Raw genomic sequence first — 23463 nt, forward strand, 5'->3', positions numbered from 1 at the left:
ACTTGCGGTCATGGCTCAACATGACGCATCGGCCAGTGCCGATATCGATATCAAGCCCCGCAGCCGCGCAGTCACAGATGGCATCGAGGCCACCACCTCGCGAGGCATGCTCCGGGCCGTCGGCATGGGCGATGACGACTGGGACAAGCCGCAGATCGGCATCGCGAGCTCCTGGAACGAGATCACGCCGTGCAACCTGTCGCTGAACCGCCTCGCGCAGGGCGCCAAGGAGGGTGTCCATGCGGGCGGCGGGTACCCGCTGCAGTTCGGCACCGTTTCGGTGTCGGACGGCATCTCGATGGGGCATGAGGGTATGCACTTCTCGCTCGCGTCGCGTGAGGTGATCGCCGACTCTGTTGAGACCGTCGTCATGGCCGAGCGACTCGACGGCACGGTGCTGCTCGCCGGCTGCGACAAGTCGATTCCCGGGATGCTGATGGCATCGGCCCGCCTGGGGCTCGCGAGCGCCTTCCTCTATGCCGGCTCGATCGCGCCCGGCTTCGTCCGCCTCTCGGACGGCACCGAGCGGCAGCTCACCATCATCGACTCGTTCGAGGCCGTGGGCGCCTGCAAGGCCGGGACCATGAGCGAAGAGGACCTGAAGCGCATCGAGTGCGGCTTCGCCCCCGGCGAGGGCGCCTGCGGCGGCATGTACACCGCCAACACGATGGCGTGCATCGCCGAGGCGCTCGGCATGAGCCTGCCCGGCTCGGCCGCGCCGCTCTCCTACGACCGGCGCCGCGACATGTACGCCCACCGATCGGGTGAGGCCGTCGCCAACCTGCTTCGACAGGGCATCACGACGAAGGAGATCCTGACGCGCGAGGCGTTCGAGAATGCGGTCACGATCGCCATGGTGCTCGGCGGATCGACCAACGCGGTGCTGCACCTGCTTGCGATCGCGCGCGAGGCCGAGGTCGAGCTCACGCTCGACGACTTCACCCGCATCGGCCAGCGGTCGCCGCACCTCGCAGACGTCAAGCCCTTCGGCCGTTTCGTTGCGGAAGACTTCGACCGGGTCGGCGGTATGCCCGTCGTCATGAAGGCCTTGCTCGACGAGGGCCTGCTGCACGGCGACGCGCTCACGGTCACCGGCCGCACGATGGCCGAGAACCTCGCGGAGCTCGCGCCCGAGCCGCTCGACGGCACCGTCGTGCGCCGACTCGACGACCCCATCCACGCAACCGGCGGGCTCACGATCCTCAGCGGCTCGCTCGCACCCGAGGGCGCCGTCGTCAAGACGGCGGGGTTCGACGCCGAGGTCTTCGAGGGGCCGGCGCGCGTGTTCGAGCGCGAGCGCGAGGCGATGGATGCGCTGACCCGCGGTGAGATCCGGCACGGCGATGTTGTCGTCATCCGCTACGAAGGCCCCAAGGGCGGCCCCGGCATGCGCGAGATGCTCGCCATCACGGCCGCCATCAAGGGGGCTGGACTCGGGAAAGATGTACTACTGTTGACGGACGGACGATTCTCAGGCGGCACAACCGGCCTGTGCATCGGCCACATTGCACCGGAGGCGGTCGACGCAGGTCCCATCGCCTTCATCCGCAGTGGAGATCTCATTCGGGTCGACATCGCGGCTCGCTCGATCGACTTACTCGTCGACGAAGCCGAGCTCGCCGCCCGCCGTGAAGGCTGGGCCCCGCTCCCCCCGACGTTCACCCGCGGCGTGCTCGCGAAATACGCCAAGCTCGTGCGGTCCGCGTCAGAGGGTGCCATCACCGGGTAGCGCCGCCGCGCTCCCGTCTGTCGCATTTCGACCACAAGGAATCACCACGCAATGACACAGGAAGCCGTGCCGCGCACCGCCGCCACAGCATCCGGCGCACCGGCGCCAGCCACCACCACTGAGACGATGACGGGCGCGCAGGCCGTCGTACGCTCGCTCGAGCTGCTCGGCGTCACCGATGTCTTCGGTCTGCCCGGCGGCGCGATCCTGCCGGTCTACGACCCGCTCCTCGACGCGAAGGACATCAATCACGTGCTCGTGCGCCACGAGCAGGGGGCCGGGCACGCCGCCGAGGGATACGCGTCGGCCACCGGCAAGGTCGGCGTCTGCATCGCGACGTCCGGCCCAGGGGCCACGAACCTCGTGACCGCGATCGCCGATGCCTACATGGACTCAGTGCCGATGCTCGCGATCACGGGCCAGGTGTTCTCGCACCTCATGGGCACCGACGCGTTCCAGGAGGCCGACATCGTCGGCATCACGATGCCGATCACGAAGCACTCGATCCTCGTGCGCACGGCGGAGGAGATCCCCGGCGCCATCGCCGCCGCCTACCACCTGGCCGGCACGGGTCGCCCGGGCCCGGTGCTCGTCGACATCACGAAGGACGCGCAGCAGAACGAGCTCGAGTTCTCGTGGCCGCCGAAGATCGACCTGCCCGGCTACCGGCCCGTCACGAAGGCCCACGGCAAGCAGATCGCGGCAGCGGCCGAACTGCTGCGCGAGTCGAAGAAGCCCGTCTTCTACATCGGCGGTGGTGTGATCCGCGCCGGTGCCGCCGAAGAGGTGCGCCGGCTCGCCGAGTTGTCGGGCGCCCCGGTCGTGACGACGCTCATGGCCCGCGGCGCGTTCCCCGACTCGCACCGGCAGAACCTCGGGATGCCCGGCATGCACGGCACCGTTCCCGCGGTGCTGGCGCTGCAGGAGGCCGATCTGCTGTTCACGATCGGTGCGCGCTTCGACGACCGCGTGACGGGGAAGGCCGGCGAGTTCGCGCCGGGCGCCAAGATCGTGCACGTCGATGTCGACCCGGCCGAGATCGGCAAGATCCGGGCCGCCGACGTGCCGATCGTCGGCGACGCGAAGTCGGTCGCGCTCGACCTCATCGAGGTCGTCCGCGCGCAGAACGAGGCGAACGGCGAGGCCGACCTCACCGACTGGTGGAACTACCTCGACGGCCTGCGCAATGAATACCCGCGCGGCTACACCGAGACGAGTGACGGGCTGCTCGCCCCGCAGTACATCATCGGGCGCATCAGCGCCCTCAGCGGGCCCGAGGCGGTCTACGCGGCCGGGGTCGGCCAGCACCAGATGTGGGCGGCCCAGTTCATCGACTTCGAGCGCCCCAACCAGTGGCTCAACTCGGGTGGCGCCGGGACCATGGGCTACTCGGTGCCGGCCGCGATGGGCGCGAAGGTCGGCGAGCCCGACCGAGTCGTGTGGGCGATCGACGGCGACGGATGCTTCCAGATGACGAATCAGGAGCTCGCCACCTGCGCGATCAACAAGATTCCGATCAAGGTCGCCATCATCAACAACTCGTCGCTCGGCATGGTGCGGCAGTGGCAGACCCTCTTCTACGACGGCCGCTACTCGAACACTGACCTCGACACGGGCCACGAGACGAGGATGATCCCGGACTTCGTGAAGATGGCTGACGCCTACGGCGCCCTCGGAATTCGCGTGACGCGGCCGGAGGAGGTCGACGCGGCGATCAAGCTCGCGCTCGAGACGAACGACCGCAGCGTCGTCATCGACTTCATCGTGTCGCGCGATGCGATGGTGTGGCCGATGGTGCCGCAGGGCGTTTCCAACAGCTTCGTGCAGTACGCGCGCGATCACAGCCCAACGTGGGGAGAGGAGTAAGCATGTCGAAGCACGTCCTCTCGCTGCTCGTCGAAGACAAGCCGGGCCTGCTCACGCGCGTCGCGGGGCTGTTCGCCCGCCGCGGCTTCAACATCGATTCGCTCGCCGTCGGCACGAGCGAGGTCCCCGGTCTCTCGCGGATCACCGTCGTCGTCGAGATCGACGACTTCCCGCTCGAGCAGGTGACGAAGCAGCTCAACAAGCTCGTGAACGTGGTCAAGATCGTCGAGCTCGAGGCTGACAGCTCGGTCCAGCGTGAGCACATGCTCATCAAGGTGCGCGTCGACGGCCAGACCCGTTCGCAGGTCATCGAGGCCGTCAACCTGTTCCGCGCTCGCATCGTCGACGTCGCCCCCGACTCGCTCGTCATCGAGGCGACCGGCGACTCGGGCAAGGTGCAGGCGCTCATGCGCATGCTCGAGCCCTTCGGCATCCGCGAGACCGTGCGGTCGGGGCTCATCGCCATCGGTCGCGGCCCGCGGTCGATGACCGAGCGGGTCGCCAAGTAGCGCCCTCCGTCGAGCGGCACCCATACCATCCAGCACATCCCGCGTCACGACAGTCAAGGAGAACACCGCAGTGACCGAAATCGTTTACGACAACGACGCAGACCTCTCGCTCATTCAGGCCAAGAAGGTCGCCGTCATCGGATACGGGTCGCAGGGTCACGCGCACGCGCAGAACCTTCGCGACTCGGGCGTCGAGGTCGTCGTCGGCCTCAAGGAGGGCTCGAAGTCGATCGCGAAGGCCGAGGAGGCCGGGTTCACGGTCAAGTCGACGGCCGAGGCGGCCGCGTGGGGCGACGTCATCGTCATCCTCGCGCCCGACCAGCACCAGCGCGGCCTCTACGCCGACAGCGTGAGGGACAACCTCGAGCCGGGCAACACGCTCGTCTTCGGCCACGGCTTCAACATCCGCTTCGGCTACATCGAAGCCCCGGAGGGCGTCGACGTGATCCTGGTCGCGCCCAAGGGCCCCGGCCACACCGTTCGCCGCGAGTACGAGGCCGGGCGTGGTGTTCCCGTCATCGTCGCAGTCGAGAAGGACCCGTCGGGCAGTGCCTGGGACCTCGCGTGGTCGTACTCGAAGGCGATCGGTGGCCTGCGCGCCGGTGGCATCAAGACCACGTTCACGGAAGAGACCGAGACCGACCTGTTTGGCGAGCAGGCGGTGCTCTGCGGCGGCACCTCGCAGCTCGTGCAGTACGGCTTCGAGGTGCTCACCGAGGCGGGCTATCAGCCGCAGATCGCCTACTTCGAGGTGCTCCACGAGCTCAAGCTCATCGTCGACCTCATGTGGGAGGGCGGTCTCGCCAAGCAGCGCTGGTCGATCAGCGACACCGCCGAGTTCGGCGACTACGTGTCGGGTCCGCGGGTCATCGACTCCCACGTGAAGGAGAACATGAAGGCGGTGCTGGCCGACATCCAGTCGGGTGCCTTCGCCAAGCGCTTCATCGACGACCAGGATGCTGGTGGGCCCGAGTTCAACGCCTTGCGCGAGAAGGGCGAGAACCACCCCGTCGAAAAGACGGGCCAGGAGCTGCGCAAGCTGTTCGCCTGGGCCAAGGCCGACGACGACTACGTCGACGGCTCGGCTGCTCGCTAGCGCTCAGCGCCGATCCCGTCTCGCCGGCCAGGCCCGCCTCGGCCGGAGCGGCAAGATCCCGTGCAATCGTGCCCGGTGTGACTCGTCACACCGGGCACGATTGCGTGTGGAACAGATCCCCGGCCGCCGCGGTTGCAGTCAGCAGCAGCGCGATAACGGCTCGCGGCACGCGGGGCGTGCGAGGGCACGCCAGACGCCGTACTCGCCGTCGTGGAAGGAGACCTCATGCGAGCCATGTGGCGCATCCTGTCGTTCACCAAGACGCTCACGCCGTTCTACGTGGCGATCATCGCGTGCACCGTCATCGGTGCGGCGGCAGGCCTCACGACGCCGTTCATCACCGGCGCGGCGACCACCCTCATCGTCGACGCCATCGGCCAGGGGCAGGGCGGCGACGACGTGGTCGGCCAGGTCGTGGCGGGCGTGCTGTGGCTCATCGCCCTCTTCGCGCTCATCGAGCTCATCGCCATCGGGGCGCAGTCGATCGGCGGAACGCTCGGCGACATGATGGGCGAGCGCATGCGGGCGATCCTGTCGACCCGGTACTTCACGCACCTCCTGCGCCTGCCGCAGCGGTACTTCGACGATGAGCGAACCGGCACGATCGTCTCGCGCCTCGATCGTTCGATCGCCACGATCTCGACCTTCGCGCAGTCGCTCGCCAACAACTTCCTCTCGACGATGCTGACGATGGCCGGCATCCTCGTCATCACCGCCATCTACGCCTGGCCGATCGCCGTGCTGCTCGCGATTATGCTCCCGCTCTACGTGTGGCTCACAGCGCTCACCTCCGGTCGTTGGCAGCGCTATGAGGGGCGCAAGAACGAGCACGTCGACGCCGCGCGGGGCCGCTTCAACGAGGTCATCGCCCAGCTGCGGGTCGTCGCCTCGTTCGGACAGGAGCGTCGCGAGCTGAACGACTTCCGCGGCCACTTCGCCGAGGTCGTGCGCACGACCGGGCGCCAGAGCCGCTGGTGGCACGGGATGGACGCGCTGCGCAGCGTCGTCCTCGCGCTCGTGTTCTGCGCGACGCTCGCGATCGTGTTCGTCATGACTGCGCGCGGCGACCTGAGCGTCGGCGACATGGTCGTGCTCGTGCAGCTGCTCATCATGGCCCGCCAGCCGATCACGATGATGTCGTGGTTCATCGACATCTCTCAGCGCGCCATCGCCGGGTCGGTCGACTTCTTCACGGTCATGCAAACCCCGCCCGACCCGGCGCGGGAGCGCGACATCCGAGCCGCGGGAGACGAGCAGGGTGCCGCGGGACCCGTCGATGAGCTCGTGCCCGTTCCCGGTGCGCCCGCGATCGAGTTCGAGGGCGTGACCTTCTCCTACGCCGACGCGGAGACCGGTGCCGACGCCGGTGCGGGCGGTGACGACTCGCGCCGCGATGCCGTTCACGACGTCAGCTTCGCGGTCGCGCCGGGGGAGCGGGTCGCCCTCGTGAGCGAGTCGGGCGGGGGCAAGACCACGATCCTGTCGTTGCTGCTCGGCTTCTCTGCGCCGCGCGGGGGCAGCATCCGCGTCTTCGGCCACCCTGTCGAACGCCTGTCGCGGGCGGCCTTGCGCGGCGCGGTCGGTGTCGTCTTCCAGGACGCCGAGCTGTTCTCCGGGACGGTTCGCGAGAACATCGCGTACGCACGGCCCGACGCGGACGACGCGACCGTCGCCGAGGCAGCGCGCCGAGCCAACGTCGACGAGTTCGTCGAACGTCTGCCCAACGGGTACGACACCGTCATCGGCGAGCGAGGCCTGAAGCTCTCGGGCGGGCAGCGTCAGCGCGTCGCCGTCGCCCGCGCCGCGCTCAAGGACGCCCCGATCCTCGTGCTCGACGAGGCCACGAGCGCCCTCGACACGAAGTCGGAGCGGCTCGTGCAGGCCGGCCTCGACGAGCTCATGCTCGGCCGCTCGAGCCTCATCGTCGCGCATCGGCTGTCGACCATCGCAACGGTCGACCGGATCGTGACGCTGCGCGATGGCCGCGTTGACGAGGTCGGCGCCCCCGACGAGCTCGCCATCTCGGGCGGCCTCTACGACGAGCTGCTCACGCTGCAAGAATCGGGGTCGGCGGGCCACACGGGCTCGCGCACCCGGCTGACCGAGATCGGCATACGCGCGTAGCTCGCGGGGCGGGGAGTCACGCCCCGGCGAGGGCCGCGTCGGTCGCGACCCAGTACTCGCGGATCGCGGTGAGCGCCTCGCTCACGAGGGCGCTCGGTCGCACGCCGTCCGGAAGCGCGGCGGCCACGGGGTTGTCGAGGTCCGGCCCCTCGAACGGGCGGAAATGCAGCGGACGGCCCTCGGGGCTGTGCGAGCGCGTCTGCATCACGATCGAGTACGCGAGTCCGCGCCCGACCACGTTGAGGATCGCCTCGATGCTGCGGCCTCGCCACGGCACGAGCGGCTCGACCCCCTCCGACGCGAAGGCCGCGAGCGTGCGCTGGAGCGCCGGCTCCTCGTCGAGAAAGATCGCGGGATGCTCAGCCAGGTCGCGCATGGTCAAGCGCGCTCTCGTCGCGAGGGGGTGTTCCGGGCTGAACGCCGCCATGCGGCGCCCTTCGCGCAGGATGGTCGGGGAGCATCCGGCGATGAGCTGCGCCCGGTAGATGACGGCGAGCTGCACGCGCCCCGCGAGGAGGTCGTGCTGCACGTCGCCGCCGGACCCCTCGGAGAACTGCAGCGACACGTCGGGGTGGCGATCACTGAACCACCCGATGAGCGCGGGGATCGTGTGTTGCGCCAGCGTCCGATACACGCCGATCGACAGGGGGCCGCTCAGCCGTCCCCTCACCTCGGCGACGATCGATGACACCTTGCCGACCTCGTCGAGCACCGTGCGGGAGTGGGCGGCGACGGCGACCCCCTCGCTCGTGAGCGTCACGCCGTGGCCGGGGCGGCGGATGACGAGCCGCGTGCCGACGCGCTGCTCGAGCTGCCCGAGGGCCACGCTGACTGCGGCCTGCGTGACCCGGCACGCCTCGGCGGCGCCCGTGATCGACCCGGCGTCGGCGATCGCCACGAAGTACTCGAGCTGGCGCAGCGTGATCTCGCTCATAAGCGCAATTCATACCACTCGCTAGGACATTTCGTTTGCCTTGGGAAGCCGCTCGGCGCAACATTGCTCAACGAACGGAAGGATCACACCGACGTGAGCACCCCCACACACGAACAGCCCACCGACGGCGCGAGCGACGCGAGCTCGCCGCGCATCATCGCACTCGGCACGGCCGGCGGTCCCCGCTGGTGGGCGGATGAACTGGGCCGCCCGCTCTTCGGCATCGCGACGGCCATCGTCGTGGGCGACCGCTGGTACCTCGTCGACTGCGGCGACGGCGCAGGCCATCAAGCCAGGGCCGCCGGCCTCGACATGGCGAACCTCGGTGGGATCTTCGTGACCCATCTGCACTCGGATCACGTCGTCGACCTACCGAGCCTCATCCTCTTCGGCCTGTTCGAGATGAAGAGCCGCGCATTGCCGGCCATCGCGCTCGTCGGGCCCGGTGACCGTGGCAAGCTCACGCCGCTGTCGCCGAGGGCGACGTCCGTTCCGGAGCCCGTCGCGCCGCAGCGTCCGACCCCCGGCGTCGACGGCCTGCTCGACGGCCTGCTCGCGGCCTACGCGACCGACATCAACGACCGGATCTTCGATTCGCTCGCGAGTGACCCGCGCGACATGTTCTCACCCCGCGAGATTGACCTCGGCGGCGTCACCGGCTTCGATCCGGACACGACGGTGTCTCCCGACATGGAGCCGATCGAGGTGTTCAGCGACGACCTCGTCAGCGTCACCGCGACGCTCGTGTCGCACCACCCCATGGCACCGGCGTTCGCGTACCGCTTCGACACCGAAGATGGCTCCGTCACGATCTCCGGCGACACGGCGCCGTGCGACAACCTGGTGCGCCTCGCCCGCGACACCGATCTGCTGCTGCACGAGGCGATCGACCTCGACCGCCTGGCGAGCCAGTACACCGACACGGAAATGCTGCGCGCCACGATGGACCACCACCGCCGCTCGCACACGGCGCCGGCGGATGCCGGCCGCATCGCAGCCCGGGCGGGCGCGAAGCGACTCGCGTTCCACCATCTCGTGCCAACGCACACGCACCCGAAGGTCTGGCAAGACGCGCGCACGACCTTCGACGGGCCGCTGTTCATCCCAAACGACCTCGACACCATCAGCTTCTCGCGCAGCGCAGCGTCCGCGATCGAGGGCTGACCGGCTGCCGTGCGCGGCGCGTCCTCGCGCTCGTGCCCCGCACACTCCGCGACGCGCCCGCCGCGTCCGGGCTATTGCATTCGCCCAATCCCAGGAGTCAACGATGACCGAATCCACGACGACCGCCGCCACTGACACGGCCTACGCGGCGTCCGACCGCGACATGCGGCGAATCCTGTTGTCGAGCCTCGCCGGCACGGCGCTCGAGTACTACGACTTCATCCTCTACGCCACGGCCGCCGGCATCGTCTTCAACCACATCTTCTTCACGGGGCTCGACCCGACGGCGGCGCTGGTCGTCTCGTTCGGCACCCTCGCCGCGGGCTACGTCGCCCGACCGCTCGGCGGCATCATTTTCGGGAGCATCGGCGACAGGATCGGCCGCAAGACCATCCTCATGCTCACGGTGCTCATCATGGGCGTCACCTCCACCCTCATCGGCCTGCTGCCGACGACCGACCAGATCGGGCTGATGGCGCCGATCCTGCTCGTCACGCTGCGCGTCGTACAGGGCATCGCCGTTGGCGGCGAGTGGGGCGGCGCGACGCTCGTCGGTTTCGAGAACGCGAAAAAGCGCTCGCGGGGGTTCGCCGCGGCCTTCGCCTACATGGGCGCGCCGACCGGCACGCTCGTCGGCACGCTGATCCTCGCCTGGATGGCGACGATGCCACAGGAGGACTTCCTCTCGTGGGGGTGGCGCGTGCCATTCATCCTGTCGGCGTTCTTCATGCTCATCGTCGTCTTCATCCGCCGCCGCGTCACCGAGTCCAGGGTGTTCCTCGAGACCGTCGAGCAGGCCCCCAGTCGTCCGAAGACGCCGCTGCGCGAGCTCGTCGTGCACCACTGGCGGCCGCTGCTGCGCGCCTTCACCGTCGGGATCTCGGGGCAGGCCGCCCAGGGCCTCATGGGTGCGTGGGCCGTCGCCTACGTCGTGGCGCAGGCTGCCCACGAGCAGAGTCTCGTGTTGCTGCTGAAGTCGTCGGCGGCCGTGACGACGATCCTGTTCATCATCATCGCCTCGCGCCTGTCCGACCGCATCGGCCGCCGCCGCGTGCTCGTGTTCGGCAACGTGCTCGGCATCGCCCTCGCCTTCCCCATCATGTGGATGCTCGAGACCGACAGCGTCGTGCTGTTCTTCTTCGCGATCTTCCTCGGCCTCTCGGTCGTGCAGGGCTTCTCGGCCGGCCCGTACGGCGCCTACGCCGGCGAGCAGTTCCCCACGGCGGTGCGCAACTCGGGCGCCTCGGTCGCCTACCAGTTCGCCGCGACGGCCGGAGCCGGGTTCACGCCCATGATTGCGACCGCGCTCGCGAGTGCCGGCGGCGGGCGGCTCTGGCTCGTCGCGCTACTTTGGATGGGCTTCGCGCTCATCAGCCTTGTCGGGTTGCTCACCGGCCGCGACCGCTCGCGTCTCGACATCGGCGAGCTCGACGGCGCCGTCCACCGACGGGCGGAATCCGTCCTTCCCCGCTGAGGACGCGCCACAGTAGCATCGCCGAATGGAGACGATCGAAGCCGTCCTCGGCGCCATCAGCTCGGCCGTTTGGGGGCCATGGTTCCTGATCCCGCTGCTGCTCGGCACCGGCCTGTTCTTGACGATTCGCCTGCGGTTTCTGCAATTCCGGTCGCTCGGCCCGGCGCTGAATCTCGCGCTCATACGGAGGAAAGACGACACCGTCGATGGTGATATCACCCACTTTCAGGCACTGACGACGGCCCTCGCGGCGACCGTCGGCGTCGGCAACATCGTCGGCGTCGCCACGGCCATCGCGATCGGGGGCCCCGGCGCCCTGTTCTGGATGTGGATCACCGGCCTCGTCGGAATGGCATCGAAGTACAGCGAGTCGTTTCTCGGCGTCCGGTTCCGCAAGACGGATGCTCGGGGCGAGAAGAGCGGCGGGCCCCAGTACTACCTCGAGCGCGCGATCAAGGGGCCGCTCGGAAAATTCCTGGCGCTGTGGTTCGCGGTCTTCGCCGTGCTGGCGTCATTCGGCATCGGCAACATGACCCAGGGGAACGCGGTCGCGACGCAGCTCGAGGACACGTTCGGGGTCTTGCCGGTCGTCACCGGCATCGTGCTCACGGTCCTCGCGGGACTCGTGCTCATCGGCGGGATCAAGTCGATCGGCCGCGTGACGGCGGCGTTCGTGCCGTTCATGATCGTCGTCTACCTCGTCGTCGGCCTCTGGGTGCTCATCGCCAACGGGCCGGGCCTGCCGGCAGCGCTCGGCATGGTCTTCAGCGAGGCGTTCACCGGCACGGCGGCGGCTGGCGGCTTCACCGGCTCCGTGTTCATGATCGCGCTCCAGATGGGCGTGGCCCGCGGCATCTTCTCGAACGAGTCGGGCATGGGCTCGGCCGCGATCGCCGCGGCCGCGGCCCGCACGACGCATCCTGTTCGCCAGGGACTCGTGTCGATGACGCAGACGTTCATCGACACCATCATCGTCGTGACCTTCACCGGCCTCATCATCATCTCGTCTGGCGCCTGGACTGCGGGCGAAGCGGCGGCGGGCACGATGACCTCTCTCGCGTTCTCGACCGCCCTGCCGGGCAACCTCGGCGGCATCGTGGTGGCGCTCTCGATCGCGTTCTTCGCGTTCTCGACGATCCTCGGGTGGGCCTACTACGGTGAACGGTGCTGCGAGCGGCTCTTCGGGGTGCGGGGCATCTTCGTCTATCGCATCGTCTTCACGCTCGTCATCTTCATCGGTTGCACGGTGCCGCTCAACGTGGTGTGGCTCTTCTCCGACGTCATGAACGGGCTCATGGCCGTGCCGAACCTCATCGGGCTGCTGGTGCTTTCGGGCTTCATCGCGCGCGAGACCAAGCACTACCTGCAGCACGACCCCACGCTGCGGGCGACGGCGGAGGAGGTCGACGAGATCATGGTGGGCCACGAACGTCACGGCTGAGCACGGCGATCGTCACCAGCCGAGTGCTGGCAGCTCTCCGGAATCCGCCCCGAGAACGCATATCTCCCAGCACTCGATGGTCGACGGACGCGAAGCGACGGGCCGGATGCGGCGCCTGCGCGAGCGTAGACTGTTGCGACCGCCGACCGAAGGGGAACACCTGTGACCGACCGCCTGCATCTCGCCATCATCGCCGGAGACGGGATCGGGCCGGAGGTCATCGGGCAAGCGGTTCGGGTGCTCGAGGCGGTGCTGCCGAGCGGCGTGGACTACACCTCGACCGAGTACCCGTTCGGCGCGGGGCACTATCTCGCCACCGGCGAGGTGCTGAGCGACGAGTCGCTCGCCGCGCTCAAGCAGCACGACGCGATCCTGCTCGGCGCCGTCGGGGGCGACCCGGCCGATCCGCGGCTCGCGGGCGGCATCGTCGAGCGCGGCCTGCTGCTCAAGCTCCGCTTCGCCCTCGACCACTACGTCAACTTGCGCCCGGCCGAGATCGTGCCGGGCGTCGCGAGCCCGCTCGCGCAGCCGGGAGACGTCGACTTCGTCGTCGTGCGTGAGGGCACCGAGGGGCCCTACGCGGGCAACGGCGGCGTGCTCCGCGACGGAACGCCCCACGCGATCGCGACCGAGGTATCGGTCAACACCGAGTACGGGGTCGAACGCGTCGTTCGCTTCGCATTCGAGTTGGCGCAGCGGCGCCCGCGCAAGAAGCTCACGCTCGTGCACAAGAAGAACGTGCTCGTCTTCGCCGGGTTCATGTGGCAGCGCGTCGTCGACCGGATCGCGGCCGAGTACCCGGACGTCGTGGTCGACTACCTGCACGTCGACGCCGCCACGATCTTCATGGTCACCGACCCGTCGCGATTCGACGTCATCGTGACTGATAACCTGTTCGGCGACATCATCACCGATCTGGCCGCAGCGATCGCTGGCGGCATCGGGCTGGCCGCCTCCGGCAACATCAATCCCGCGGGCGAGTTCCCCAGCATGTTCGAACCGGTCCACGGCTCTGCGCCCGACATCGCGGGTCAGGGCAAGGCCGATCCAACGGCGGCGATCGGGTCGGTCGCGCTGCTCCTCGAGCAGTCCGGCCACCGCGACGCCGCCGACCGAGTCCGCGCCGCCGTGCGCGCCGATCTCGACGCGCGCGGCGACGTCGCGCGTTCGACGAGCGAGATCGGCGATGCCATCATCGCGAGGCTCAGCACCTAAGGGCCGAGCACGGGGCGGGCGCGTCCGACATCGTCGCTGCAACCGTCGACGACGTCACCACACCACCACGACGGAACGCCACCGCACGGCGTCCAGAGTTCCGCACCGGCGAAGCCCGCCGCATCCACACCGCACGAGGAACCGACCATGACCGAACCGGCCTTCACCATCACCCGCAACCCCGCCCCGGCGAGTGACGCCGTGCGTCGCGAGGTCCTCGCGGCCTCGACGTTCGGACAGCACTTCACCGACCACATGGTCACCATCGACTGGACCGTCGAGCGCGGGTGGCACGACGCGCGCGTCGAGCCGTACGGCCCGCTGACGCTCGATCCGGCGAGCGCGGTGCTGCACTACGCGCAGGAGGTGTTCGAGGGGCTGAAGGCCTACCGCCACGCCGACGGCTCGGTGCACACCTTCCGGCCCGAGCAGAATGCGCGCCGCATGCAGGCGTCGGCGCGTCGCCTCGCGTTGCCCGAACTGCCCGAAGACCTCTTCCTCGCGTCGATCCGGGAACTCGTCGAGATCGACGAGGCCTGGGTGCCCGCGGCAGGCGAAGGGAAGGCGCTCTACCTGCGGCCGTTCATGATCGCGCACGAGAACTTCCTCGGCGTGCGGCCCGCGAAGACGGTGCGGTACATGGTGATCGCGAGCCCGGTCGGCTCGTACTTCGCCGACCCGACGCGGCCCGTCGACATCTGGCTCAGCGAGCAGTACTCGCGCGCCGGCGCCGGCGGGACTGGCGCCGCGAAGTGCGGCGGCAACTACGCGGCCTCGCTCCTGCCGACACAGGAGGCCTACGCCAACGGCTGCGAGCAGGTGCTGTTCCTCGACGCGCAGGAACAGACGTACCTCGAGGAGCTCGGCGGTATGAACATCGTGCTCGTCTACAAGGACGGCACGGTCGTGACGCCCGAGAGCGACTCGATCCTGTCGGGCGTGACGCGCAACAGCGTGCTCGAGCTCATGACGGCTGCCGGGCACCGCGTCGAGCAGCGCCGTATCTCGCTGCAGGAGTGGCGCGACGGCGCAGCCTCGGGCGAGATCGTCGAGGCGTTCGCCTGCGGCACCGCCGCCGTCATCACGCCGATCGGCACGCTCAAGGCCCCCTCGTTTACGCTCACGAACCCCACCGTGACCGAAGCGTCGCTGAGCATGCGCATCCGCGCGCAGCTCACCGGCATCCAGAACGGCGTCGAGCCCGACGCGCACGGCTGGTTGCGCCAGCTCGTGCCGGCCCGGGCGGGCGTCGCCTAGGGGTCGGCAGGGCTGCCGGCCGGGGCCGGTGCCCGCCACAGCCCGGTCGCGACTGGAGCTACCGGCCGATGCGCCGCGCGGCCAGCGACAGCCACAGCTGCACGGCGTCGGCGGTCACGCGCGGGTCGAAGCCCGTGAGCGCAGCGATCTGCTCGATGCGGTATCGCACCGTGTTGCGGTGCGTGCCGAGCTCGTCCGCCACCTCGGCGACGGCACCCGACCGGCGCAGGAACGCGTCGAGCGTCGCGACGAGCGACGTGCCGGATTCGCGATCGCTGCGGTCGAGGGGCCCGAGGATCTCGTCAGCGAGCTCGTGCACGGGCGCATCCCGGCTCGCGAGAATCAGCGCCGACATCGAGAGGCGGGAACGCTCGCCGATGTCGGCGCCCTCGGCGAGGGTGGCGATCGAGTCGAGCGCCTCGAAGTAGCTCCAGCGGAGATTGCGCGGGCCCGGATAGGCATCGCCGATGCCCACGCGCACCGCGACGCCCGCTGCGCGAGCCACCGCGAGAATCGCCTCGGCCGAATCGCGCGGCGACTCCCGCGCGGGCAGCAGCACCACGAGCCGGTCGTCGACGATGGCGCCGGCGACGCGGTCGAGGCGCGGCGGCAGCGGCAGGTCGAGCACCTCGCCGGCACGCGCGCCGGCGCCCTCGACCACGAGCACGCGCGTGCGCCCGCCCTCCGGGTGGCCGATCGAGCCGAGGCGGATCGCCGCCTCCTCGGCCTCGAGCCGCCCGTGAATGAGGTCGTCGACCACCTGCCCCGCGATCGTGCGGGACTGGCGGATGCGCCTTGCCTCCTGCGAGAGCGAGAGGCCGACGAGCGACCGGGCGACCATGAGCAGGTCGTCGTTGCGGCGCGGTTGCGAGACGTGGAGCGTCGCCTGCGTCGTCGGGGTCGCGGCGACGGGGAGCACGTCCCACCCCTCGACGGCGTCGTCGTCCACGTCGAGCGACCCGGCGAGCACCTCGCCGTATCGTGAGACGGCGACGTGCGCGCCCGTGAGCTTGGCCAGCTCGGCCGTCAGTCCCTGCAGCCCGTGCTGCCCGTCGCCGCCGATCATCGACGCGAAGAGTTGCTGCTGCTGGCGCTGGCGGGTCTCGAGGTGAGCGAAACGCTCGCTGGCCCTGGCATCCGACACGAACCTCGTGACCGCCTCGAAGCTCGTCGCGTACGGCACCTCGAGCACGGGCAGGTCGGCGGCCTGTGCGGCCGAGACGAGCGCGGCCGGCACATGGTCGTGCGTGAAGCCGACGCCGAAGGCGAGGCCGACCGAGCCCGCCTCGACGATCGCCGCCACGAACGCCCGCTGCCCGCGGACGCTCCTGGCCCGGAGTCCGGTCGTGAGCACGAGCTGCTCGCCCGTGAGGAACGGCGTCGGATCGAGCACCTCGGTCGCCGTCGCCCACTCGATCGGGCGCCGGAGGGCCCCGCCGGAGCCCGACACGAGGCGCAGCCCGAGCTGCGGCTGATCGAGCAGAGACGTGATCGTGGCGTGCACGCCATGAGCCTAGCGCTGCCTCGATGTGCATGCGCACAATTGGAACCCGCTTTGGTCGTGCGAGCATCCATGCCATGGATGCCCGTCACGCGTTACCGTTGGGGCACTTCACACCGACCGCATCGCCCGCGAGGTGCCGCGCAGCCACGTTGCCGCGCCGCCAGACTTGTCGGGCTCGACACCGAAGGGTGGGCACATGAGCCAGTACCGCCTCGAACAGCGCCGCATTCTCGACGGCGCCATTCCCGGGCCGCGTTCGCAGGAGCTCGCCGCCCGACGGGCGACCGCCCTGCCGAACGGGGTCGCCTCGTCGTCGCCGTTCTACGCTGCCGACGCCGACGGCGGCGTCATCCGCGACGTCGACGGCAACCAGTTCCTCGACTTCGCCACCGGTATTGGCGTGACGACCGTCGGCGCCTCGCACCCGAAGGTCGTCGCGGCGATCCAGGAGGCGGCGTCGCACTTCACGCACACGAGCATCAACGTGACGCCCTACGAGGGGTACATCGCGCTCGCCGAGAAGCTCAACGCGATCACGCCGGGCGACCACGCGAAGAAGACCGTGTTCTTCAACTCCGGCGCGGAGGCCGTCGAGAACGCCATCAAGATCTCGCGGTACGTCACCGGTCGCGACGCGATCGTCGTGTTCGACCACGCCTTCCACGGCCGCACCAACCTCACGATGGGGCTCACGGCGAAGAACATGCCGTACAAGGACGGCTTCGGGCCGTTCGCCCCCGAGATCTACCGCATCCAGACGAGCTACCCCTACCGCGATCCCGAGGGCTTCACCGGTGCGCAGGCAGCCGAGCGCGCGATCGCCCAGGTCGAGGGGCAGGTGGGTGGCAAGAACGTCGCGGCCATCATCATCGAGCCCCTGCAGGGCGAGGGCGGGTTCATCGTTCCAGCCGAGGGCTACCTCGGCGCCCTCGCCGACTACGCGAAGCAGAACGGCGCCCTGTTCGTCTCCGACGAGATCCAGGCGGGCATGAGCCGCACGGGCGAGTGGTTCTGCGTCGACCACGAGGGCGTCGTGCCCGACCTGGTCACGGTCGCGAAGGGCGTCGGCGGTGGCATGCCGATCTCGGCCGTCGTCGGTCGCGCCGAGGTGCTCGACCAGGTGCACGCCGGGGGCGTCGGCGGCACGTACGCCGGCAACCCGGTGGCCTGCGCCTCGGCGCTCGCGACCATCGCCGTTATGGAGGACGAGGGGCTGCAGGCCACGGCGCGTGCCTTCGGCGACCGCTTCTTCGCGACCTTCGAGGCGCTGCGCGACGAGCTCGGCGACGGCATCGTCGGCGATGTGCGCGGCCGCGGGGCCATGCTCGCGATCGAGTTCATCGAGGCCGGTACGGGCTCGGGTGCCAAGACCCCCAATCCCGCCGCGGCCAAGGCGATCGCGTCGGCCGCCATCGCAGAGGGCGCCGTGTTCCTCACGGCCGGCACGTTCGGCAACGTCATCCGCCTGCTGCCGCCGCTCACGATGCCCGACGAGCTGTTCGACGAGGGCCTCGGCATCCTCGCCGACCTGATTCGCAAGCAGGTCTGACGAGGCGCGGCATCCCGCCCTCGCCCAAGACTGGCGCGACACGATCGCGCCCCCACGCTTGACGCCCCGGCGCAATTCCGCGCGCGCCGGGGCGTCAAGGCCCTCCGGGCCCGCTGCGCGCCTCCGCCTGCGCGCCGCGCCTGCGCCTGCTCGCCGCGGCCTGCGCGCTGCGCCTGCGCCTGCCCGCCGCGGCCTGCGCGCTGCGCCTGCGCCTGCGCGCCGCGGCTCCTCCTGCGCCCGCCCTGCACCTCCTCCGGCCTCCTGCGCCTCCTCCTCCCTCTTCCGGCGCGCATTCTGAGTGCACAGGATGCGCGACGCGCCGCCTGATCTCCCCTGCCACGTCACCAGCCGCACTCGTTTCGTCACGGATGACCTCGTCGCCGGCGGGATGTGGGCAACCGGCGAGCTGGCGCTCTTCCACATCTGCGGCGGCTGATCGAGCGTCGTCGGCGACCGTCCGGTCCAATCGCCGCATGTACGCCTTGACGAGCGCCCTGGAAGCGCAGATGACCACCCGCGCCGCTGCTCATCGCCGAAGCTTCGGCCTTGAGACTGCCCGACAGCTCGATGACCGCGGCATCGACCGACGGGTGCGTCGGCGCCTGCTCGCGAGCGGCCAGCTCACCCGCCCCTGCCATGGCTGGTATGCCTGGCCCGGGCACGACGTGGAGGCGGCGAATGCGCTTCGCGTGCGGGGCCGAGTGACCTGTGCCGGCGCGCTGAAGCGGCACGGGGTGTGGGTACGGGTCACGCCGCCGTTGCACATCCGCGTCGCTGCTGGAGCGCTCACTCCCCGGCTCATGCACGCGATCACCCACCGGCTGCGTGACTGTCCACTCGGTGACTCACCGGTCGATGCCCCGCTCGTGGCGTTGCGGTGCGCGCTGCAGTGTCTCGAGCCACTCGACGCGCTGGTCGTGGCGGATTCGATGCTGAACCTGCGGCTCGCGACCGAAGAAGAGGTCTGTGTCGCGTCTCAGGGGGCTCCGCGAGCCGTCCGGCGAGCTTTGCGCCTCGTCGACGGGAGGAGCCAGTCCGGCACAGAGACGATCGTCCGCGCTGCGTTTCAGCGCCGGGGCGTCAGGGTGCGCACTCAGGCGTTCATTCCCGGCATCGGGTTCGTCGATCTGCTCGTCGGTGATCGACTCATCATCGAGTGCGATTCTCGGGCGCACCACACGGACGTCGCAGCGTATGTGAGAGACCGCCACCGTGATCTCGCGGCGGCGGAGCGGGGGTACCATCCCGTCCGCTTGACGCACGCCGACGTCGTCGACCTGTGGCCGCGCACCTGGAACTCCTTTGAGCGGCTGCTGTGTGAGCGCGTCCACCTGTGGACATCGTCGACGCGACGGCTCGCAGAGGCCGCGGCAGCGGTGGTGTGAATGCGTGGCAGACGACGTGCAGCTGGTGCCGCGACCGGAAAGATCTCGCGGCGTGTCGCGACGTTGATGCACTCAGGATGCGGGGATGCGGGGATGCGGGGATGCGGGGAGCGGGGAGCGGGGATGTGGGGGAGCGGGGATGCGGGGGAGCGGGGATGCCGGAGAGCCGGAGCGGGCGGCGCCTAGGATCGTCACCATGAAGATCGCGCGCTTTGAGCACCAGGGCCAGCTCCGCTTCGGCATCCTCGACGAGGAGGCGAGTGAGCTCGTCGTCCTCTTCGGCGACCCCCTCTACACGGGTCTCGAGACGAAGGACGAGCGCTTCAAGCTCGACGAGGTCGAGCTCCTCGCGCCGGTCATCCCGAGGTCGAAGGTCGTCGCGTTCGGCCGCAACTACGGTGAGCACGCGCGCGAGTTCGGCAACGAGGTGCCCGACGAGCCGATCATGTTCCTCAAGCCCAACACCTCCGTCGTGGGACCGGGGCACGCCATCACGTTGCCGCCGCAGTCGGAGCGCGTGGACCACGAGGTCGAGCTCGCCGTCGTCATCGGACACGTGGCCCGCAACGTGCCGAGGAACGAGGCGAAGCAGGTGATCTTCGGCTACACCGTCGCCAATGACGTCTCGGCCCGCGATCTGCAGCAGCGGGACGGCCAGTGGAGCCGCGCGAAGGGCTTCGACTCGTTCTGCCCGCTCGGGCCGTGGATCGAAACCGAGTTCGATGCGACGAAGGGTGCCATCTCGTGCTCGGTCGGCGGCGAGGTGCGCCAGTCGAGCGACCTCAGCCACCAGGAGCGGTCGGTCGAGACCCTCGTTGAGTTCGCCTCTTCCGTGTTCACCCTCCTGCCGGGCGACGTGATCCTCACGGGCACGCCGGCCGGCGTCGGCCCCCTCGCCGAGGGCGACACGGTCACGTGCTCGATCGAGGGCATCGGCGAGCTGTCGAACCCCGTGATCGTGCGGCGATAGGGGCGCAACGGGCGCCGAGGCTGCTCGTTTCCCGTGACGGCCTCGAGTCGCACCTGTGCACCCCGCGCTTCCCGCCCGCCGCTGGTCCGAAGCCGGCCAGGCGGCGCCGCCGAAGGTCCGCCGCCGCGCACTGCCGCGGATCGGTCGCAACGGGGCCACCGAGACGTCGTCGCGGTCGGCGAAAGACCAGCGCGGAGTCGTGCGCGCGGAACGGTAGCATTTGTGATCAGTTCTGAGGCGGTCCTCCGCGCGCCGCGGCAGTGAATCGGTCGCCCGGACGGCGCTCGGCGACCGAATGGAAGGTGACCCACATGACGCAGGGCGACATGACGCAGGGCAACACGACGCAGGGCGACACCACGCGGGATGACGTGAAGCAGGGTCGCGAGAACCCGGGCGACCAGTCGCGGGCCGACGCGCTTCGTCATGGTGCGCCGCGCCCCGCGGTGACGGGTCCGGACCGACCCCTCGAGCTGCAGGTCATGGGTATGGTCACCAAGATCGGCTTGCTGCTGAGCCGCCCCTTCCACCGCAAATTCATCTCGAAGTACGGCATCTCGCTCGCCGAGTGGCGCGTCATGACCTGGATCGACCGCGAACCGGGCACGACGGCACAGACGGTCTCGCAGCGCACGGGCATGACGCCCATGAACGTCAGCCGCGCCCTCGCCGAGCTGCGAGAGAAGGAGCTCGTGCGCGCCGAGCGGGACGACAACGACTCGCGCCGCAACAACCTGTGGCTGACCGACCGCGGGCACGAGATCTTCGCGCGCATCGAGTCCGTCGCGGTCGTCGACATCCAGCGCACGTTCGAGGTACTGACCCCCGATGAGCTGGTGTTCATGCGGGGGATGCTCGGTCGGCTCATCGACCACGCCGAATCCCTCGAGGATGAGCCACTCGAGAAGTAGTATCGTTTGTTACGACTTCGATAGTCGCATCGCGCCACGCACCGTCGCGTTGGCGCCTGAAAGGACGGAAACCCGTGACTCGACCCGACCGCCGCATGGCGCTCACGCTGTTCATCCTCGAATTCGGCTACCACACCGATGCGTGGCGCCTGCCGGGGAGCCGGGCTGAGGAGGTCGGCCATCTCTCGCTGACGCGTGACATGGTGCAGGCGGCCGAACGAGCGAAGATCGACGCCGTCTTTTTCGCCGACAGCCTCGACGTCGACTCGGTGCGCAACGGCGGCAATCGAGCGACGGGCCTCAACGAGCCGGTGTCGTCGATGGGGGCGATGATCCCGGTGACGCAAGAGATCGGCCTCATGGGCACGATCTCCACGACGTTCACGGAACCGTACAACGTGGCCCGCCAGCTCGCGGGGCTCGACACCCTCAGCGACGGGCGGATCGGGTGGAACATCGTCACCTCGATCATGGGCAACCACAACTTCGGCATGAGCAAGATGCCGTCGCCGGATGTGCGGTACCGGCGCGCCGCGGAGTTCGTCGAGGTGGTCAAGAAGCTCTGGGAGAGCTGGGATGGCGACGCCGTCATCGCCGACCGCGAGGCGGGGTGGTGGGTTGACGCGGACAAGATCCGTGACATCGATCACGTCGGCGAGTTCTTCAACGTTCAGGGCGCGCTGAACATGGCGTCGCCGCCGCAGATGCACCCGGCACTGGTGCAGGCCGGCCAGTCAGAGACCGGCGTGAGCTTCGGCAGCTCGGTTGCCGATGTGGTGTACACCGCGCAGCCCGAGCTGTCGCGGGCCATCGCATTTCGAGAAGACTTTCACCGGCGCGCGGCCAAGCTCGGTCGCGATCCCCGCCTCATCAAGATCCTGCCGGGCATCATGCCGATCATCGGCGAGACCGAGGCGGAGGCCCGCGACCTCGCCCAGCAGCTCGCCGACCTCATCAATCCGGCCCAGGGGCGGTGGCAGGTCGAGCGCGTGCTCGATGTCGACACGAGCGACCTCGACCTCGACGACATGATCCCGCCGGAGCGCCTCGTCGACCACCCCGATCGCCACGAGCGCTGGCGAAGCCTGCATCGACCGATGGCCGAGCGGATGACGATTCGCGAGCTCATGGTCGAGCTCTCGCGGGCCGCGGGGCACCAGTGGGTTGTCGGCACGGCGCCGCAGGTCGCCGACCGGATGATCGACTGGTTCGAATCGGGCGCATGCGACGGCTTCAACCTCAATCCGCCAGACGTTCCCGTCGGCATGCACCGGATGCTCGACCTCCTCGTCCCTGAATTGCAGGAGCGGGGCTACGCGCAACACGAGTACCGCGGGGACACGCTTCGCGAGCGGATGGGGCTCGAGGTACTGCGGACGCCGAAGACGACGACCGTGCTGTAAGCGCCCCGATCATCCGGCCACCTACCGTGCAGGTGCGGCCGCGGGCAACAGTTGCATAACTCGCCCGCGAATGGGGGCGGCTCCCTCTCGACCCCGAGAGGACTCGGCGCTATGGTCGTCGATGCGGCCGCCGGAGTCCGTCAAGGGCGCCGGGTCCGGTGGTCGTCTGCGGCGCGGCCCAGCCGGCAGCGACGGTGCTCAGCGATCCACGCCGGTCGCCGCCTCGACAATGATCTCGGCCAGGCGCTTGGGTTGTGACAGGAACGGCGAATGGCTCGTCGTGAGGGTGATCGGGTTCGCTCCGATCGCTGACGCGAGGCCCTGCTGCGCGGCGAGCGGGAAGATCGCGTCGTTCTCGGCGATGACGAAGGTCGTCGGCCGGTTCCGCCACGCGGCGGTCGTGAGCTCGTCGTGCACGGCCTGCGTCGCCATCGATGTGAGCCGGCTCTCCGCGTCGGCCGCGACATCGTCCGGCGCGTCGTGGAAGAACAGCGCCCTCGGTGGCTGCTCGTCGTTACCGGGCGTGACGAGTGGGCCGTCGACGTTCCACCAGTCGGGCTCGACGCCGCCGACGGCCCCGAACAGCGACTGGCCCTCGCCGAGTGCGAACGCGGCGACGTAGACGATGTGCTGCACGTTCGGCAGGTCGGCACCCTGCGTCGTCGGCACACCCCCGTAGGAGTGGGCGACCACCACGACGGGTCCCTCGATCGCCTCGATGGCGTCACTCACGGCGTTCGCGTCGTCGAACATCCCGAGGTCGGCCTTGTTGTCGGCGTGCACGGTCGGCAGGTCGATGGTCTGCACTCGCCAGCCGCGCTCGGTGAGCCGGCTCGTGACGGGCTCCCAGCACCACGAGCCGTGCCAGGCGCCGTGGACGAAGAGGAGCGTTGGGTTCGACATGGGCGGTGTCCTTTCCCCGGGAACGTCGG

At 69.4% G+C, this 23463-nt stretch carries 18 protein-coding genes; 15 read left to right on the forward strand and 3 right to left on the reverse strand.

The features are described from left to right. Positions 1 to 10 precede the first annotated feature (10 nt). The 5 genes from ilvD to F8O04_RS02775 all read left to right on the forward strand — a co-directional run bounded on the left by ilvD (position 11) and on the right by F8O04_RS02775 (position 7324). Positions 11 to 1729 (forward strand): dihydroxy-acid dehydratase, encoded by a 1719-nt coding sequence (ilvD, locus tag F8O04_RS02755; protein ID WP_158027809.1) that lies wholly within the window; start codon positions 11 to 13, stop codon positions 1727 to 1729. A 51-nt stretch (positions 1730 to 1780) separates the two neighbouring features. Further along, complete coding sequence (locus F8O04_RS02760; protein WP_158027810.1) at positions 1781 to 3595, forward strand: acetolactate synthase large subunit; 1815 nt, start codon at positions 1781 to 1783, stop codon at positions 3593 to 3595. Positions 3596 to 3597: 2 nt separating this feature from the next. Then, complete coding sequence (gene ilvN, locus F8O04_RS02765) at positions 3598 to 4104, forward strand: acetolactate synthase small subunit (RefSeq protein WP_158027811.1); 507 nt, start codon at positions 3598 to 3600, stop codon at positions 4102 to 4104. Between the two features lie 70 nt (positions 4105 to 4174). Next, positions 4175 to 5200: a ketol-acid reductoisomerase gene (gene ilvC, locus F8O04_RS02770; RefSeq protein WP_158027812.1), complete on the forward strand. Its 1026-nt coding sequence runs from the start codon at positions 4175 to 4177 to the stop codon at positions 5198 to 5200. A 225-nt stretch (positions 5201 to 5425) separates the two neighbouring features. After that, positions 5426 to 7324 carry an ABC transporter ATP-binding protein gene (locus F8O04_RS02775; RefSeq protein WP_158027813.1) on the forward strand — a complete coding sequence of 633 codons (1899 nt, stop codon included), beginning with the start codon at positions 5426 to 5428 and terminating at the stop codon, positions 7322 to 7324. Positions 7325 to 7340: 16 nt separating this feature from the next. Here F8O04_RS02775 and F8O04_RS02780 read toward each other — a convergent pair whose 3' ends face one another. After that, complete coding sequence (locus F8O04_RS02780) at positions 7341 to 8258, reverse strand: LysR family transcriptional regulator (protein ID WP_158027814.1); 918 nt, start codon at positions 8256 to 8258, stop codon at positions 7341 to 7343. A gap of 93 nt (positions 8259 to 8351) precedes the next feature. Between F8O04_RS02780 and F8O04_RS02785 the strand changes: the two genes are divergently transcribed. The 5 genes from F8O04_RS02785 (at position 8352) to F8O04_RS02805 (ending at position 14809) form a co-directional block, all read left to right on the forward strand. Next, positions 8352 to 9422, forward strand: coding sequence for an MBL fold metallo-hydrolase (locus F8O04_RS02785; RefSeq protein WP_158027815.1), 1071 nt, complete (start codon positions 8352 to 8354; stop codon positions 9420 to 9422). Between the two features lie 103 nt (positions 9423 to 9525). Beyond that, positions 9526 to 10896 carry an MFS transporter gene (locus tag F8O04_RS02790; protein ID WP_158027816.1) on the forward strand — a complete coding sequence of 457 codons (1371 nt, stop codon included), beginning with the start codon at positions 9526 to 9528 and terminating at the stop codon, positions 10894 to 10896. Between the two features lie 25 nt (positions 10897 to 10921). Further along, positions 10922 to 12337, forward strand: a complete 1416-nt coding sequence (locus F8O04_RS02795; RefSeq protein ID WP_158027817.1) for an alanine/glycine:cation symporter family protein — start codon at positions 10922 to 10924, stop codon at positions 12335 to 12337. 162 nt (positions 12338 to 12499) lie between these two features. Continuing rightward, complete coding sequence (locus F8O04_RS02800; protein WP_158027818.1) at positions 12500 to 13552, forward strand: 3-isopropylmalate dehydrogenase; 1053 nt, start codon at positions 12500 to 12502, stop codon at positions 13550 to 13552. Between the two features lie 147 nt (positions 13553 to 13699). Next, complete coding sequence (locus F8O04_RS02805; RefSeq protein ID WP_158027819.1) at positions 13700 to 14809, forward strand: branched-chain amino acid aminotransferase; 1110 nt, start codon at positions 13700 to 13702, stop codon at positions 14807 to 14809. Positions 14810 to 14867: 58 nt separating this feature from the next. On the opposite strand, the gene F8O04_RS02810 is transcribed toward F8O04_RS02805, so the two are convergent. Further along, complete coding sequence (locus F8O04_RS02810) at positions 14868 to 16313, reverse strand: PucR family transcriptional regulator (protein WP_158027820.1); 1446 nt, start codon at positions 16311 to 16313, stop codon at positions 14868 to 14870. Between the two features lie 196 nt (positions 16314 to 16509). Here F8O04_RS02810 and gabT point away from each other — a divergent pair, with 196 nt between their 5' ends. From gabT to F8O04_RS02835, 5 genes are all read left to right on the forward strand, one after another. Beyond that, positions 16510 to 17862, forward strand: coding sequence for a 4-aminobutyrate--2-oxoglutarate transaminase (gene gabT / locus F8O04_RS02815; RefSeq protein WP_158027821.1), 1353 nt, complete (start codon positions 16510 to 16512; stop codon positions 17860 to 17862). 473 nt (positions 17863 to 18335) lie between these two features. Then, positions 18336 to 19247: an endonuclease domain-containing protein gene (locus F8O04_RS02820; protein WP_158027822.1), complete on the forward strand. Its 912-nt coding sequence runs from the start codon at positions 18336 to 18338 to the stop codon at positions 19245 to 19247. 196 nt (positions 19248 to 19443) lie between these two features. Continuing rightward, entirely contained in the window at positions 19444 to 20217 is a 774-nt protein-coding gene (locus F8O04_RS02825; protein ID WP_158027823.1) for a fumarylacetoacetate hydrolase family protein, read from the forward strand. Positions 20218 to 20528: 311 nt separating this feature from the next. Beyond that, positions 20529 to 21128 carry a MarR family winged helix-turn-helix transcriptional regulator gene (locus F8O04_RS02830; protein WP_158027824.1) on the forward strand — a complete coding sequence of 200 codons (600 nt, stop codon included), beginning with the start codon at positions 20529 to 20531 and terminating at the stop codon, positions 21126 to 21128. Positions 21129 to 21202: 74 nt separating this feature from the next. Continuing rightward, positions 21203 to 22531, forward strand: coding sequence for an NtaA/DmoA family FMN-dependent monooxygenase (locus tag F8O04_RS02835; protein ID WP_158027825.1), 1329 nt, complete (start codon positions 21203 to 21205; stop codon positions 22529 to 22531). 198 nt (positions 22532 to 22729) lie between these two features. On the opposite strand, the gene F8O04_RS02840 is transcribed toward F8O04_RS02835, so the two are convergent. Continuing rightward, entirely contained in the window at positions 22730 to 23434 is a 705-nt protein-coding gene (locus tag F8O04_RS02840; RefSeq protein WP_158027826.1) for an alpha/beta hydrolase, read from the reverse strand. Between the last annotated feature and the right edge of the window lie 29 nt (positions 23435 to 23463).

Origin of the sequence: Pseudoclavibacter endophyticus (assembly GCF_008831085.1) — a bacterium.
GTDB lineage: Bacteria > Actinomycetota > Actinomycetes > Actinomycetales > Microbacteriaceae > Pseudoclavibacter > Pseudoclavibacter endophyticus.